Genomic DNA, 14,855 nt, shown 5'->3' on the forward strand with positions numbered 1-14,855 from the left:
GATCAAAACCGACACATTGCCATAACTGTAACTCTTTCGTATTTCCTATAGTTTTGATATATGAGCTTTAGATGTGAGCATTATATACGGCAAGTCTTGATGGATGAATGCCCAAAGATTCTCCAGTCAAGGACGCTCTTGATTGCTGTGTCTGCGTTGTAATTACGGTGCAATACTACTACCTGGAAAAGTCATGAAATCTAACGTCGTCAATCTACCAAACTCTACACCCATTTTTGAGAACCACGTTTCGACTGAAGAATTTTCAGATAGCAGCAGTGATACTTTAATTGAATTGCTGTGTGAGGAAATGCAAGCGCAAGTGAAAGCAACACCCAAGTGCGTAGAAGCTTTAGCAAAGCGCATAGCCGTAGAAGTAGAACGCATTTGCGATAAAAGCTCCCGCATTCAAACATCTGGGGAAATCAAGTCCTGGCAGATGACGTTGGGAAGGCATCGGATGCAAAAGTGCTTACGTTACTACCAACTGGGTTCCAAACAAGGGCGGGTGGAATTACATAGCAATTTGGGTGCTATGGTTTACCGTCATGTAACTATGTCCGGCTCGGAGTTGGGCTTTGATGCTCGTTACAGCCTGATTGAAGATTTTTTACAAGCATTTTATATCGAAGCGATTAAAGCTTTCCGCAGAGAAAACGAACTACCAGAGAATCACACGCCGCGTACTCAGCTGCAATTAGCTGAATACATGGCTTTTACAGAACAATATGCCAAACGCCGGATCAATTTACCTGGTGGTGCAAATCAGCAATTGATTATCTTGCGGGCCCAAGGTTTTGCTCGTCGTCAGCCCCAAGAAACGACTGTGGATATTGAACTGGCGGTAGAATCTGCTAAGGGTGAAGAAGCAGAATCTTACCAGCGTAACTCGGCGGTGCAACAGCTGCGATCGCAAATGATTGCCCAAACTAATTTCGATCCATCTGAAGAATCAGAACGCGATCGCGTCATCGCTGAATTGATGAAATACCTGGAATCTCAAGGTCAATCTGACTGTATGAACTACCTCAGCTTGAAACTTCAAGACCTCTCAGCCCCAGAAATTGACCAAATTCTCGGTTTAACCAGCCGTCAGCGCGATTATCTCCAACAACGCTTTAAATACCACGTCGAAAAGTTTGCTAAACAACACCACTGGCAATTAGTACATCAATGGTTAGGTGCGGGTTTAGAGCAAAAGTTGGGTTTATCTTCTCAGCAGTGGGAAATCTTTGTGAACCAACTCACAGAACAGCAACAGCAAATATTAGAATTAAAAACTGCAAGACAAAACGATCAAGCGATCGCCAAAGCCATCAAATGCACCCCCAAACAGCTACAAAAGCGCTGGACTCAACTTTTAGAACTAGCATGGTCTATCCGCAACGGCCATACTGAAGCACAGACAGGCTAAAATGAAGGTGAATAAAATATAGAGAAGACCATGAACCCAGTATTTCCCGAACTCTCTAGTCTTTCGAGAGCGGAAAAACTCCAACTGGTAGAAGATTTATGGGATGAGATTGCCACTACACCAGCAGCACTCCCAGTTTTAGATTGGCAGAAACAAGAACTAGCTCGTCGCAAAGCCGAATATCTGCAAAATCCAGCCATTAGCAGCAGTTGGGAAGATGTAAAAGCCAGAATCTCTCAACGGCATGGCTAGAAACTTAACTATTCTTATGGCCGCAGAACTAGATATTATCGAAGCTTTATGACTGGTACGAGAGGCGGGAATTTGGATTAGGCGCTGAGTTCCTACCGATGTATTGATACCTACCTGAATTTAATTCAGCGTCACCCCAGCACATACCAGATTGTTCATGAAACTTATCGCCGCGCTACAATTAGGCGTTTTCCCTACGTCGTTTTTTACGAGTTTAATGAACAGGAGATTATCATCTACGCTGTTTTCCACTGTTCCCAAGACCCAGAAAAATGGCGGAGTCGCTTGCTATAGTTGCTCTTTAAGACTAAATATAAATCCATTATTTTAACTATTACCTGAATTAGTAACTCGTTCCTGCTCCAAATTATTAATACATTGGTATTTTCTTAGTACAAAAATACCAATAAAATCGGATTTTTTACCTGTCAATCCAACCTTGTTTAGTCAAAATCAAAAATTCATATTAAGTAACTGACCCTTTTTTGCTACTTCTGTGAAATCCTATAATAAACAGGACTTTTGGCAGAGGGATTGAAGATGGCTCTGACTCAAGGCGGACGGGCAAATAAGTCTGGGAATATTTTAGAAGGAAATGTAGAAGCAATCTTAAATGGACATAATTATTTCCAAATAGGGAATTATGTCCAAAAAGAATTTATACTAAATGCTGCTTTATTACCAAAACGTTATGGCAAAGAAGTTTATATTGGAACTGGAATTTATCATACCGATTTGAAGGTTGATTTTTATGTTGTTGGCTCACCTGCAATGCCATCTGGTTTAATTTTCGAGTGCAAATGGCAAGAAAGCCCTGGTTCAGTTGATGAAAAGTTTCCTTACTTGAATATGAATATTCAGCACTATTACCCTGCACCAACTATTGTAATTTTAGGCGGTGAAGGTATGCGAGAAGGCGCAAGCAAATGGCTGAAAGCAAGGGTTAATGACAACCATAATTTATTAGCAGTTTATAGTTTAGACAGATTCATTGCTTGGGCAAATAAAAATCTTTAAAAGATGTAATTAATAGTTCGTCAATCATGCCTCTATTTTTTGTATTTGAGTTAATTGAACGCGTTGCTTTAATTTTATAGGTTTCAAAATTGATATCAGTATAAATTTTTTGAATAAATTCACTATCAGAATTACACACCATAACTTTGACACCACGACTTGCTAACTCTGCACAAGTATCTCTTAAAAGTTCTTGGTCTTTTTTGCTAAAACAATTTTGACTATAAGCAGTGAAATAGCTAGTATCACTGATAGGATGGTAGGGCGGATCAAAAAATACAAAGTCATCACTGCTAGTAGCATGATTTAGAACTTCTGTAAAATCTGCTTGTTGAATTTCTGCATAAAACAGTGCTTCTGAGGCTACTCTCAGTAAATTTTCATGACAAATATTAGGATTTTCATATCTGCCTAATGGCACATTGAATTTCCCCTGCGAATTAACTCGATAAAGACCATTAAAACAAGTCTTATTAAGATAAATGAAACGAGCAGCTTTTTCTATATCACTACCAACACTTCTGTTTCGGACGCTATAGTAATAATCTTTATCATGTCTGATTTTATGCTCCTTCAACAGAGAAATTAATTCCTCAACATGATCCCTAACACAACAATAAGTGTTAATTAATTCGGCATTAATATCAGTTAAGATTGCTGTACTTGGTTGGAGATAGAAAAAAACTGCACCACCCCCTAAAAATGGCTCATAGTAATTTTTATAATTCTTGGGAAAATAAGGAATATATTGCTGTATCAACCTACTTTTGCCCCCTGCCCACTTCAAAAATGGACGTGGGCTAGTTTCCTTGGGGATTTGAATTACCATTTACTTCCGATTTAACTAAAAATAATCACAACTAAATAAAGCCAATATAACCGAAGAGCCAAATTTTAGATTAGCTGGCTAAATTTCTAGCCACATATATTACAATTGAGTAGATAAAGCATATCAAAACAAACGTAAGTATATAACAAGGCAGTTTACATTCAGATGTTTGACGGATTTTGGGATAACGTCTTTCGCTACCCCCGGTACTTAATTTCTATCGTCTTAGGACTGTTTTTAAACACCTTTGCGCCATTAGTGCCACTATTGAAACGTCCTGTCACCTCGATCGCTATCTTGGGTTTATTGGTGAGTAGTCTAGTCTTTCTGACTTTTACTCTACGGGCAATGCTGGGCTTGAGTGCAATCTAGACTAGCGTTATATCGGGGCTGTGCCCCACAGACGGTTGCTCTTGGCGTTGCTCGCGCTAAGTACTGTCTACCCAACCTGCATCTATTTTTGTCGTACAACCTCTGTGATGAGGCGAAATTTTTATGGCTACAAATCGTCGGGTTTCCCGCGTTGCTGAACTGATCAAACGGGAAGTTAGCCAAATGCTACTCAACGGCATTAAGGATGACCGTGTGGGTACTGGAATGGTTAGTGTGACTGATGTTGATGTTTCTGGCGATCTCCAACACGCCAAAATCTACGTCAGCATCTATGGTACAGATGAAGCTAAGGTAGAAACAATGGCAGGCTTAAAGTCGGCCACAGGTTACGTCCGCAGCGAACTTGGGGCGCGGGTACGGCTACGTCGGACACCAGAAGTGATATTTCTCGAAGATCGCTCTATAGAACGCGGTAATAAAGTATTGGCACTGCTAAATCAACTTAATCACGATCGCCCGCCAGAAAATCTCGTAGCAGTAGAAGACAGCACTGTTCAAAATGATGATGAATTCTCCGAATAAGTAACTAAAACAACAATGTAACTTTAGAACAATTAACCTCAGCAAATCCGCCAAACACTTTACAGACGTGACGAGATCGCGTCTGTTTTAATGTAACCATAGCTTAATTCAGGGATTCAGTACTTGTCTTGGCTTTCGTCTCTACTCTAGTGTTCTCCCAATACTTGTCGGGTTTTGGGGAAAAGGGAAAGGGGAAAGAAAAAACCTTTAACCTTTACCCTTTTCCCAAAACCCAATTCCGAGTTAAAAATGCAAAACCTACGCAGTATTGAGTGTTCTCCCTTCTCCTACTCCCACAGCAATTGAATATTTTTTGATTTGGAATTGCCTGACTCCAGCCCCTTGCAGATATTTATCTAAGGAAAACTGTTGAATGTGAGTGCTGAAAATAACCTAAAATAATTACAATTTTACTTAAGAAATTGTTAACAGATGCTATGGTTAAAGCCTTCGTAGTATACTTTAGCCGTTATGTTTTGCAACAGTTTATACCCTAGTAACTGACAAATATTATTGTGTTGTTTACCCTTAGATGAATACCCGCAGTTATAGATCAAGCTTTAAGGTGACTATTTGATATGTAAGCGAATCACAATATAAACTCTTCCCATCTACCAAATCTTGCCTAAATACAGTAATGGCAAGACTTTCAGACTTGTGGCATCAAAGTCATATAGCTGCATAAGCAGGTTAAGTTAACTACTTGGAATTTTTTTTGTAAAGCGGATTTGAGGGAAATGTCAGGATTCGTTGACTTTCTTAACATTTCTTGAGATAATTTCAGGAGATGTAGCGTCAAAATAAAAATAGTTCCGTATAGCAAACTACAAAATCCTAGCCACAAGTCTAATTTCTGTAATGTTTGTTCCTAATTATTAACGGGAACACTATCGTAAGTGTTAATTTGTGAGTAAAAAACATGAGTGTGAATACGGTGCCTTCTATCAATTACTACTCTCTAGATGTGATTCAAGACGAAGCACGCCGACTGGTGCAAAAGGGAATGGTTAGCCGGCAACAGCCAATATATAGCCTCTGCCAATACATTCCAGCTAGAGAGTGGGTTTGCGTTGAATGTGAATTAGAGAAATGTGACTTTTTGTTACGCGATCGCATTGGCGACCTAATTGGTCGCGAACAGTGGGACAACGACTAATCAATTTTTGATTTCGGATTTCGGATTGGGAGCTTATTTTCGATGTGTGAATGTCACCATTAACGATTCGACAACCAATCTGGGGGATAATCTCTGGTTTTTGATGAGCATTGCCCTATACAGAATCTTGAGTTTTTGATTAACACAGAAGCATTTGAGTCTGAATTTATACAGCTTTTCAAGTTAAAGAAGGCATCAGAAGCATTTATTCTGTAGATTTGGTGTCTTTGCTTGAATTTAGTATGTAGATTCTGTGGCGTTCCTACATTGCTTCGATAGAAGTGTAGGAACTCCAATTTTGACTCGTAATTTATTGCATCCCTTACTTGAGGGAAGTGATAGTATGCTTGCTGTTAAAAGCCAAAATTAGCCCTGAAAAGTTTGCTAAGTCAGGTGCTAACCGTCACCAGTTGCGAGAAAACAGGGAACCTCCGCAAGCAACTGGCTCAACTTTCGCAAAATTCAAAATTTGTTTGTATAGTATTTTTCTGAAAAAATCTCGGCAAGCATAAAAAAATCATCTTGACATTTTTGAGGGAAGGTTCAAGTCCCATCTCTCATAGGTGGCTCCCTCTCATGGCTTCTGCCGATGCTCTCTACGAGATGCTAAAAGCGTAGCTTGCTTCCCTGTGAGGTATCGTGCCTTCTGCTTCCTTTACTTGACTATTATCCTACTTGCTCTAAATATTGATTAATGTCTTCAATGATGCGAGTAAGTTCAGCTTCAGTAGTCAAGCGGATATTAATGTTGCGGACAGTCAGCAAAACTTTGGCTGCGAAAGGCGTTGGCCAGATATTAGGATTACAAAAAACTTCTAAAAATACTTCACCCGTGTAACGATATTCTAGGGGAGGCTGGGGAGTGACTCTACCACCGCCAGGAGTGGGTTTAGCGGCGACAGCTTTCAAGCGCTCCATTAGTTGATCTGTTGCTGTCTTTAATTCTCGTGCTGCTTGGGGTGAAAAACTAAAGGAGACTGAACCTTCAATTAGGTTTAATGTTAGAGGAGTTGAAGACATATCTTTTTTATTAAAAGTTCTTGATAAGTACTAATATTACCGGAAGAAGGGGTCTGAATCCCATTCTCATAGTTCTCCGTATTTTCTAGATTTATGGCTGGGGACTGGGGACTGAGTTGAAAGTCTAGTTTGTATATAGGTTTTATTATCAGTTAATGTCCTAAGCTCCTTGTCCGTTGCTATTTAAAAAAAAGTTAATGAAAGCTAGACATCTTGATACAGAAACGGTGAGGTTAGAAGCTCTCCGCCAGTATCAAATTCTTGACACTGAACCTGAAGAAGCCTACGACAATCTTGCTCAATTAGCGGCATTTATTTGCGGTACTCCTATATCCTTGGTAAATTTCATTGATGAAAACCGTCAATGGTTTAAGGCAAAAGTAGGTTTAGATGTATCAGAAATGCCCCGGAGTGTTGGGTTATCTTATCTTTGTCAAGAGCAGCGTAATGTTGTGGTGGTTCCTGATACCCTAGCTGATGAAAAATTGGCAAGTAATCCAGTAGTAAGTGGCTATCCTTATATACGGTTTTATGCAGGTGTACCCTTAATTACTCCAATGGGAGATATGCTAGGAACCCTATGCGTGATTGACCAAGTTCCTCGACAAATAAGCCAAAAACAAATAGAGGCGCTTGTAGCTCTAAGTCGCCTGATAATCGACCAACTAGAACTCAGGCGTCATGAAGGACTACGAGAAAGTGAAGAACGTTGGCAATTAGCATTACATGGTAATAATGATGGTATTTGGGATTGGAATATCAAGACTAATGAAGTGTTCTTCTCAACTCAATGGAAGGAAATGCTCGGCTATAAAGACCACGAAGTTTCCAACTGTTGCGATGAATGGACAAAACGAATCCATCCCGATGAGCGAGATTCGGTACTTCAAGCCTTCCAAGACCACTTTGCCAAGAAAACACCGTTTTACGTCTGTGAATATCGAGTCCAGTGCCAAGACGGCAGCTATAAATGGATTCTAGATCGAGGACAGGCACTTTGGGACGCATTGGGTGATGTGGTGCGGATGGTGGGTTCTTATACTGATATCACAGATCGCAAGCGGGCAGATGAAGAATTAAAACGGCAAAATATGCGATCGCAATTATTCGCTGAAATCACCCTGAAAATTCGAGAATCTTTACAAATAGATGAAATTCTGAAAACCTCTGTGACAGAGGTACAAAAATTACTACAAGCTGACCGTGTGTTAATTTTTCGATTGGATACTGACGGCTCAGGAACAGTGGTACAAGAAGCTGTGCTGCCTGGTTATCCGGTAATTTTGGGAGAAAATATTTTTGATCCCTGCTTTCAAGAACAATATATAGAAAGATATCGTCAGGGAAGGGTCAGTGCCATTGAAGACATTGAAGCCGCTCATATCCAACCATGCCATCGAAAATTTCTTCAGCAGTTTGCTGTCAGAGCGAATCTGGTAGTGCCGATTCTGATCAGAGATGGCATTTGGGGCTTGTTGCTAGCTCATCAGTGTGCCGCACCTCGACAGTGGAATAACTTTGAGACGGAGTTGTTACAGCAACTAGGAAACCAAATTGGGATTGCTTTATCTCAAGCACAACTATTAGAAAAAGAAACCCAGCAAACTCAGGAACTTGCTCGTTCCAATGCTGAATTAGAACAGTTTGCCTACGTTGCTTCCCATGACTTGCAAGAGCCGTTGCGAATGGTAACTAGTTATCTACAACTACTAGAGCGAAGATACAAAAATCAACTAGATGCCAATGCCGACCAGTTTATCACCTACGCAGTAGATGGGGCTAGGCGGATGCAGACCTTGATCAACGATTTGTTGAACTATTCTCGCGTCAGCACTCGTGGACAACCATTTATGCTGGTTGATTGTAATGTAATCTTAGAGCAGGCGATCGCTAATCTCCAACTGGCGATCGCAGATAGTAGAGCAGTTGTCACCTATGATACCCTACCTCAAGTGATGGCTGATGCTACTCAATTGACACAAGTACTTCAAAACCTTATTGCCAACGCGATTAAATTTTGCCAGCACCAACAGCCACGAATTCATATTGGATTGGGGACTGGGGACTGGGGACTGGGGGATAAGGGAGCAGGGGGAGAAATAAACAATGCCCCATACCCAATGCCCACTGCAAACGAATATTTATTCTGGGTGCGTGATAATGGAATTGGTTTGGAATCCCAGTATGCTGAACGTATTTTTATAATTTTTCAGCGTTTGCACGGTAGAGACAAGTATCAGGGTACTGGAATTGGTCTGGCAATTTGTAAAAAAATTATAGAACGCCACGGCGGCCGAATCTGGGTTGAATCGAAACCGGGTCAAGGCTCGACTTTCTACTTCACAATTCCAGATATAGCAGGTAAGCAATGGTAAGCACCATAAAAGCGATTATGCCTATTGAGGTTTTGTTAGTAGAGGATAATCCTGGCGATGTCCAACTTACACGCATCGCCCTAGAAGATAGCAAAATCTCGATTCACTTGAATGTGGTCGAAGATGGTGTGGAGGCAATGGCTTTCTTGCGAAAACAAGAAAAATATGCTAAGGTAATCCATCCAGACATTATACTGCTCGATTTAAACTTGCCTAGAAAAGATGGACGGGAAGTATTAGCAGAGATTAAAGGAGATGAAAACCTCAGACGAATTCCTGTAGTAGTTTTGACGACCTCTCAAGCTGAAGAAGACATCCTCAAAGCCTATAACCTTTCTGCCAACTGTTATATAACTAAGCCTGTAGATTTCGATCAATTCGTTAAAATTATCCAATCAATAGAAAATTTTTGGTTTGCGATCGTAAAACTGCCACCGGAGTAGTGGAAATGGCAGGTGAAAATATTAAAGTTTTGTTAGTAGAAGACAACCCTGGTGATGTCTTATTGTTACAAGAATTATTCAAGGAAGTTACCACAGTTGTAGTTGAGTTGATGCCCGTTGAGCGGCTTTATGAAGCAGTCAACTACCTAACAAACGAAATTTTTGATGTGATTTTATTAGACCTCTCGCTGCCAGATAGCCAGGGATTGGAAACCTTTGTCATTGCTCACAATCAAGCAAAGGCAACTCCAATCATTGTACTTACGGGTATAAATGATGAAACCCTGGCAATTAGGGCAATGCAGCAAGGAGCGCAGGATTATTTAGTCAAAGGGCAAGTAACTGGAGACTTGCTGGTGCGGTCTATGCGTTATGCTATCGAACGTCAACAGGCAGATAACGCACTGCGGCAGAGTGAGGAGCGATTTCGGGTGGCTCTCAAAAACTCTCCAATCTTTGTCTACAACCAGGATAGAGATTTACGGTATACCTGGGTTTACAATCCTCCATCTGGATTGACGGTTGAGAAAATATTGGGCAAACAAGACTTAGATATCATCCCAGTAGAAGATGCTCAACATCTCATCACCATTAAACGTGGAGTGTTGACTACAGGTATAGGAACGCGAGAGGAAGTATCAATTACCATTCAAGATATAACTCGATATTACGATTTAACTGTCGAGCCATTGCGGAATGAAACCCAAGAAATTGTCGGGGTGACATGCGCCAGTATAGATATTAGCGAACGACAAGCTGCGCTACGCGAACGCAAATTAGCAGAAGAAAAAATCCGCGAACAAGCAGCATTGCTAGATGTCACCACAGATGCCATTTGCGTCCGAGATTTAAACAATCAAATTATCTTCTGGAACAAAGGCGCAGAAACACTTTATGGCTGGAAAGCTACAGAAGCCTGGGGCAAAAATGCTAGTGAGCTTTTGTATGACGAACCTTCACCAGAAGTTGAAGTAGCTTTATTGCAAGTTATTAGTCAAGGTAAGTGGCAGGGTGAATTAACAAAACTTACCAAAACTGACAAAGAAATCCTTGTTGCTAGTCGCTGGACTCTAGTATGCGATGAACAAGGAAAACCCAAATCAATTCTCACCGTTGACACAGATATTACCGAGAAAAAACACTTAGAAGCTCAATTATTTCGCGCTCAACGCCTAGAAAGTATTGGTACTTTAGCTAGCGGCATTGCTCACGACCTCAACAATATCCTGACACCGATTTTGGCCGGAGCGCAACTGCTACCGCTGAAATTTCCCGATGCAGATGAACGGACTCGCCATCTACTGGAGATTTTGGAAATAAACGCCAGACGCGGCGCTGATTTAGTCAAGCAAGTGCTGTCCTTTGCGCGGGGTGTGGAAGGGAAGCGGATCACTTTGCAGCTCAGACATATAATTGTGGAACTTGGCAAGATTCTGAAAGAGACATTCCCAAAATCCATAGAAATCAGTACTGATGTACCACAAGATTTATGGATGGTTTCTGGAGATAGTACCCAACTGCATCAAGTCCTGATGAACCTCTGCGTTAACGCCCGCGATGCTATGACTAATGGCGGTACTTTGAGTATCTCTGCCGAGAATCTGTTGATTGATGAAAATTATGCCCGCATGAACTTGGAAGCCAAGGTGGGATTTTACATAGTTATTTCTGTCTCCGATACAGGAATTGGTATTCCTAGAGAAATATTAGATCGAATTTTTGAGCCATTCTTCACCACAAAAGATGTGGGAAAAGGCACAGGATTGGGACTTTCCACTGTACTTGGAATCATTAAAAGTCACGGCGGTTTTGTGAATGTGTATAGCGAACTGGGAACTGGCACTAATTTTCAGGTTTACTTACCAGCCGTGGAGGGAATGGAAACACTCAGCCCGGAAGATTTGCCACCACAGACAGGACACGAAGAATTGATTTTGGTTGTGGATGATGAAATTGCCATTCAAGAGATTACCAGAACATCACTAGAAGCTCACAACTACAAAATTTTAATTGCCAATGATGGTATTGAGGCGATCGCACTATACGCTCAAAATAGAGACAAAGTTAGTGCCGTCCTCATGGATATTATGCTGCCCTCGCTAGATGGTTTAACTGCCATCCGTACCCTGCAAAAAATCAACCCCCAAGTCAAAATTATCGCCAGCAGTGGACTGATGTCTGACAATAAGCTCAGTGCAGCAGCGGCCATTGGTATCAATACATTTTTGTCGAAGCCCTATACAATCAACGAATTATTGCTTTCTTTACAGAAAGTACTATCTTGAGTCAATTAATTACAGCTAATTGAGCATCAGTTAACACACTTCTGTTACTAATACTCACAGCTTGACTAAATCAATATGCCTCTATTTTTCAAGTTAATCATAAACATAGTAATCTTGGCTACATTCCTACTCATATCCCATAAAGTTTCGGCACAAGATTGGTGTCCGGTTCGCGGTGGCATCCCTTTCGGTATCAGTGGTATGGCTTTGATAGAGCAGCAAAGTGATGCAGGGGATGATGGCCCATTTCAATCAGCTGTATATGTTGCTGGTTACTTAGGATTATGCGATCGCAAAATTACATGGCGAGCAAATCCTCAACTTGTTCCCTTCTACCGCTCTGATTACCACAAAATTGAAGGTATAGAACTTGTTCCCGGTGCAGAAGGCGGTGTGGTTGTTGGTACAGATGATGAGAATTTGGGTTCTTATGTATACATTGTGGGTGCAAGTAGCTGAACAATAATTTTGAGAATTGTTGGTTTATTGGCGATCGCCTAGTAGATACACCTATTAACGATTTTGTCAAGTTATACTTGGTGGCGATGCCTACGGCGGGCAAAGCCTACGCAACTTAATGTAGGTTGACCATTATCCGATCGATAACGGCCACCGAATTAATTACCCCTACACATTAAATCGGAACAACATTACATCCCCTTCCTGCACAACATACTCTTTCCCTTCACTGCGAACCAACCCTTTTTCCTTTGCAGCATTCATCGAACCAGTTGTTACCAAATCTTTATAAGCAACAGTTTCGGCGCGAATAAATCCCCGCTCAAAATCACTGTGGATTACACCAGCAGCTTGAGGTGCAGACATTCCCGCATTAATTGTCCAAGCGCGGGTTTCTTTGGGGCCGCAGGTAAAATAAGTCCGTAAGCCTAAAAGGAAGTAAGTTGCCCGAATCAATGATTTCAAACCACCTTCTTCCACACCCAAAGATTCGAGGAAATCAGCTTTATCTGACTCTGGTAATTCCACTAATTCTGCTTCAACTTGGGCAGAAACGATCACAACTTGAGCATTTTCTGTTGCTGCAATTTGCCGTACTTGTTCCACAAAATCATTACCTGTTGCCAACTCATCCTCAGAGACATTGGCAGCGTAGATAATCGGTTTATAAGTAAGCAGATCCAGTCCTTTAATAATTACTGCTTCTTCTTCATTCAAGCTCACCTGACGCACCGATTTACCTTCATTTAAAGCCGCAGCTAATTTCTCTAAAACTGTGATTTCAAACTGTGCGTCTTTGCTGGTACGAGCTTGTTTGCGAGTGCGGTCAATTCGTCGTTCAATTTGTGATAAATCTGATAAACCTAGTTCTATATTAATGATTTCAATATCTCGCGCTGGATCAACAGAACCAGCAACGTGGATAATATCGTCATTCTCAAAACAACGTACCACATGGATGATCGCATCAACTTCCCGGATGTGGGACAGGAATTGATTCCCTAGTCCCTCACCCTGACTTGCACCTTTAACTAAACCGGCAATATCTACAAATTCAACCCGTGCCGGGATAATTTGTACCGAACTGGCAATCTTAGCAAGAACATTTAACCGTTCATCCGGTACTGCGACAACGCCGACATTCGGTTCAATCGTGCAAAAAGGGAAGTTAGCTGCTTCAGCTTTGGCATTAGCAACTACAGCATTAAATAAAGTAGATTTTCCGACGTTGGGAAGTCCGACAATTCCGGCTCTTAGCATTTTGGATTTTAGATTTGAGATTTTGGATTACATTACCAAGGTAATCTAAACAGGTTCCGGTATGGTTTGGGGAATTGGTGCCGGAACTGTTTGAGGAATAGGAGTAGGTACTGTTTCTGGTACAGGCCCCGGTAACGGTTGAGGAATCGCTGGCCCCGGCACAGGTTCGGGGCTAGGTAGCGGATTCGGGCCAGGAGTAGGAATTTGTGGTTCTGGTATAGAAATCGCAGTGGGATTAATCATGATAAGTCCAAATTAAATTATTCAACCTTCCCACGCTAGATGACAACCTCATCTATTGACATCTCCCCAAATAGCTATACCCACGAACACATCCTTTAATAATTTTGTCATTCTCTGCGTCCCTCAGCGCCCATCTGCGTTTAAACTCCAACCTCAATTCGTACTAAACTACTCCTCCTTCACTTTTTCCACCACCTCTGGCACTGGATCGTAACCACCTGGATGAAACGGATGACAGCGCAAAATTCGCAGAGTTGCCATCCAGCTACCACGCAACACTCCAAATCGTTCAATAGCTTCAATAGCATACATCGAACAAGTTGGTTGAAAGCGACAAGTCGGGAGAAACAACGGCGAGATAAACATTCGGTAGCCCCGAATCAGCCAAATAAATAATAATTTCATTGCAGCTACCCAAATCTTATAAATTAGTAACAGAGGTAAAACTTTTCATTTGTCGCATCTTTGTTAATTACATTTTCTGAATTCACCTCAATCCCGGTTTTCTGGCTGCAAATTGCGTTGGCTGCAATTTGGGTGTTACTCATCCTCTTGATTGCAGGGGTGGTAAACCGCTTTGCCGACAAGCCAGAAATCGTGCGGAAGATAGTTCATATTGGCACTGGTAACGTGATTTTAATCGCTTGGTGGCTAGATATTCCCGCCAGTGTAGGGATTACAGCTTCTATTTTAGCGAGTGCAATCACCTTATTATCCTACCGATTACCAATTCTTCCTGGTATTAATAGCGTTGGAAGGCAAAGTTTAGGGACATTTTTTTACTCTGTCAGTTTCGGTATTTTAGTTGCCTGGTTCTGGTATTTACAACAACCCCAGTACGCAGCACTGGGAATTTTAGTAATGACTTGGGGAGATGGACTAGCAGCCTTAATTGGGCAACGTTTTGGTATACACAAGTATAAAGTTTTTGGCACGCAAAAAAGTTGGGAAGGCTCCCTAACTATGATGCTCGTTAGCTATATCGTCAGCAGTTTGATTCTAGTTGGAACTCAAGGAAACAGTTGGCAAATTTGGGCAGTATCACTGTTAGTAGCAGTTATCGCTACTGGTTTAGAGGCTGTTTCATTTTTGGGTATTGATAATTTGACAGTTCCTTTGGGTAGTGCAGCCCTTGCCTTCTTTTTAAGTCAGTTAATTTTGAATTAGTAATTGCCTTAAGAGTACTC

16 protein-coding genes and 1 pseudogene are annotated in these 14,855 nt (G+C 41.3%); 12 read left to right on the forward strand and 5 right to left on the reverse strand.

The features are described from left to right. The first annotated feature begins 193 nt into the window (after positions 1-193). The 4 genes from FD723_RS29915 (at position 194) to FD723_RS29930 (ending at position 2,683) form a co-directional block, all read left to right on the forward strand. Positions 194-1,414 (forward strand): HetZ-related protein, encoded by a 1,221-nt coding sequence (locus FD723_RS29915; protein ID WP_179068589.1) that lies wholly within the window; start codon positions 194-196, stop codon positions 1,412-1,414. A gap of 30 nt (positions 1,415-1,444) precedes the next feature. Next, positions 1,445-1,666 carry an addiction module protein gene (locus tag FD723_RS29920; protein WP_179068590.1) on the forward strand — a complete coding sequence of 74 codons (222 nt, stop codon included), beginning with the start codon at positions 1,445-1,447 and terminating at the stop codon, positions 1,664-1,666. Between the two features lie 150 nt (positions 1,667-1,816). Then, positions 1,817-1,960: a type II toxin-antitoxin system RelE/ParE family toxin gene (locus FD723_RS43195; RefSeq protein ID WP_256875234.1), complete on the forward strand. Its 144-nt coding sequence runs from the start codon at positions 1,817-1,819 to the stop codon at positions 1,958-1,960. A 246-nt stretch (positions 1,961-2,206) separates the two neighbouring features. Then, entirely contained in the window at positions 2,207-2,683 is a 477-nt protein-coding gene (locus tag FD723_RS29930; RefSeq protein WP_179068591.1) for a PD-(D/E)XK nuclease superfamily protein, read from the forward strand. Here the strand turns inward: FD723_RS29930 and FD723_RS29935 are convergent. After that, entirely contained in the window at positions 2,655-3,512 is an 858-nt protein-coding gene (locus FD723_RS29935) for a DNA adenine methylase (protein WP_179068592.1), read from the reverse strand. The genes FD723_RS29930 and FD723_RS29935 overlap by 29 nt on opposite strands. Positions 3,513-3,677: 165 nt before the next feature. Between FD723_RS29935 and FD723_RS29940 the strand changes: the two genes are divergently transcribed. From FD723_RS29940 to FD723_RS29950, 3 genes are all read left to right on the forward strand, one after another. Continuing rightward, a complete protein-coding gene (locus FD723_RS29940; protein WP_179068593.1) occupies positions 3,678-3,884 on the forward strand; it encodes a DUF751 family protein in 207 nt (68 codons plus the stop codon). 123 nt (positions 3,885-4,007) lie between these two features. Beyond that, positions 4,008-4,427 carry a 30S ribosome-binding factor RbfA gene (gene rbfA, locus FD723_RS29945; RefSeq protein WP_179068594.1) on the forward strand — a complete coding sequence of 140 codons (420 nt, stop codon included), beginning with the start codon at positions 4,008-4,010 and terminating at the stop codon, positions 4,425-4,427. Positions 4,428-5,346: 919 nt separating this feature from the next. After that, on the forward strand, positions 5,347-5,583 hold the full coding sequence (locus FD723_RS29950) for a DUF4327 family protein (RefSeq protein ID WP_094347157.1): 237 nt from the start codon (positions 5,347-5,349) through the stop codon (positions 5,581-5,583). 666 nt (positions 5,584-6,249) lie between these two features. Here the strand turns inward: FD723_RS29950 and FD723_RS29955 are convergent. Continuing rightward, on the reverse strand, positions 6,250-6,603 hold the full coding sequence (locus tag FD723_RS29955; protein ID WP_179068595.1) for a hypothetical protein: 354 nt from the start codon (positions 6,601-6,603) through the stop codon (positions 6,250-6,252). 197 nt (positions 6,604-6,800) lie between these two features. Between FD723_RS29955 and FD723_RS29960 the strand changes: the two genes are divergently transcribed. The 4 genes and pseudogenes from FD723_RS29960 to FD723_RS29975 form a co-directional block, all read left to right on the forward strand. Further along, a complete protein-coding gene (locus FD723_RS29960; RefSeq protein WP_179068596.1) occupies positions 6,801-8,978 on the forward strand; it encodes a GAF domain-containing protein in 2,178 nt (725 codons plus the stop codon). Further along, the gene (locus tag FD723_RS29965; protein ID WP_179068597.1) at positions 8,972-9,421 is read left to right on the forward strand and encodes a response regulator; all 450 of its coding nucleotides are present in this window, start codon (positions 8,972-8,974) and stop codon (positions 9,419-9,421) included. The genes FD723_RS29960 and FD723_RS29965 overlap by 7 nt, the downstream gene beginning before the upstream one ends. A 5-nt stretch (positions 9,422-9,426) precedes the next feature. After that, positions 9,427-11,706, forward strand: a complete 2,280-nt coding sequence (locus FD723_RS29970; protein ID WP_179069326.1) for a response regulator — start codon at positions 9,427-9,429, stop codon at positions 11,704-11,706. Between the two features lie 216 nt (positions 11,707-11,922). Next, a pseudogene (locus FD723_RS29975) lies at positions 11,923-12,165 on the forward strand (hypothetical protein); the annotation flags it as partial. Positions 12,166-12,333: 168 nt separating this feature from the next. Here the strand turns inward: FD723_RS29975 and ychF are convergent. The 3 genes from ychF to yidD all read right to left on the reverse strand — a co-directional run bounded on the left by ychF (position 12,334) and on the right by yidD (position 14,073). Continuing rightward, positions 12,334-13,425, reverse strand: coding sequence for a redox-regulated ATPase YchF (gene ychF, locus FD723_RS29980; RefSeq protein ID WP_179068599.1), 1,092 nt, complete (start codon positions 13,423-13,425; stop codon positions 12,334-12,336). 45 nt (positions 13,426-13,470) lie between these two features. Then, on the reverse strand, positions 13,471-13,668 hold the full coding sequence (locus FD723_RS29985; RefSeq protein WP_179068600.1) for a hypothetical protein: 198 nt from the start codon (positions 13,666-13,668) through the stop codon (positions 13,471-13,473). A 168-nt stretch (positions 13,669-13,836) separates the two neighbouring features. After that, entirely contained in the window at positions 13,837-14,073 is a 237-nt protein-coding gene (yidD, locus tag FD723_RS29990) for a membrane protein insertion efficiency factor YidD (RefSeq protein ID WP_179068601.1), read from the reverse strand. Positions 14,074-14,133: 60 nt separating this feature from the next. On the opposite strand from yidD, the gene FD723_RS29995 reads away from it, so the two are divergent. Beyond that, positions 14,134-14,835 carry a diacylglycerol/polyprenol kinase family protein gene (locus FD723_RS29995; protein WP_179068602.1) on the forward strand — a complete coding sequence of 234 codons (702 nt, stop codon included), beginning with the start codon at positions 14,134-14,136 and terminating at the stop codon, positions 14,833-14,835. The last annotated feature ends 20 nt before the right edge of the window (positions 14,836-14,855 follow it).

It is taken from the genome of Nostoc sp. C052 (genome assembly GCF_013393905.1).
GTDB lineage: Bacteria > Cyanobacteriota > Cyanobacteriia > Cyanobacteriales > Nostocaceae > Nostoc.

Excerpts from the sequence above, each read along its gene's own strand:
- FD723_RS29915 (WP_179068589.1), top strand. The coding sequence starts at position 194 with ATGAAATCTAACGTCGTCAATCTACCAAACTCTACACCCATTTTTGAG.
- FD723_RS29920 (WP_179068590.1), top strand. The coding sequence starts at position 1,445 with ATGAACCCAGTATTTCCCGAACTCTCTAGTCTTTCGAGAGCGGAAAAA.
- FD723_RS29930 (WP_179068591.1), top strand. The coding sequence starts at position 2,207 with ATGGCTCTGACTCAAGGCGGACGGGCAAATAAGTCTGGGAATATTTTA.
- FD723_RS29935 (WP_179068592.1), bottom strand. The coding sequence starts at position 3,512 with ATGGTAATTCAAATCCCCAAGGAAACTAGCCCACGTCCATTTTTGAAG.
- FD723_RS29940 (WP_179068593.1), top strand. The coding sequence starts at position 3,678 with ATGTTTGACGGATTTTGGGATAACGTCTTTCGCTACCCCCGGTACTTA.
- rbfA (WP_179068594.1), top strand. The coding sequence starts at position 4,008 with ATGGCTACAAATCGTCGGGTTTCCCGCGTTGCTGAACTGATCAAACGG.
- FD723_RS29950 (WP_094347157.1), top strand. The coding sequence starts at position 5,347 with ATGAGTGTGAATACGGTGCCTTCTATCAATTACTACTCTCTAGATGTG.
- FD723_RS29955 (WP_179068595.1), bottom strand. The coding sequence starts at position 6,603 with ATGTCTTCAACTCCTCTAACATTAAACCTAATTGAAGGTTCAGTCTCC.
- FD723_RS29960 (WP_179068596.1), top strand. The coding sequence starts at position 6,801 with ATGAAAGCTAGACATCTTGATACAGAAACGGTGAGGTTAGAAGCTCTC.
- FD723_RS29965 (WP_179068597.1), top strand. The coding sequence starts at position 8,972 with ATGGTAAGCACCATAAAAGCGATTATGCCTATTGAGGTTTTGTTAGTA.
- FD723_RS29970 (WP_179069326.1), top strand. The coding sequence starts at position 9,427 with ATGGCAGGTGAAAATATTAAAGTTTTGTTAGTAGAAGACAACCCTGGT.
- ychF (WP_179068599.1), bottom strand. The coding sequence starts at position 13,425 with ATGCTAAGAGCCGGAATTGTCGGACTTCCCAACGTCGGAAAATCTACT.
- FD723_RS29985 (WP_179068600.1), bottom strand. The coding sequence starts at position 13,668 with ATGATTAATCCCACTGCGATTTCTATACCAGAACCACAAATTCCTACT.
- yidD (WP_179068601.1), bottom strand. The coding sequence starts at position 14,073 with ATGAAATTATTATTTATTTGGCTGATTCGGGGCTACCGAATGTTTATC.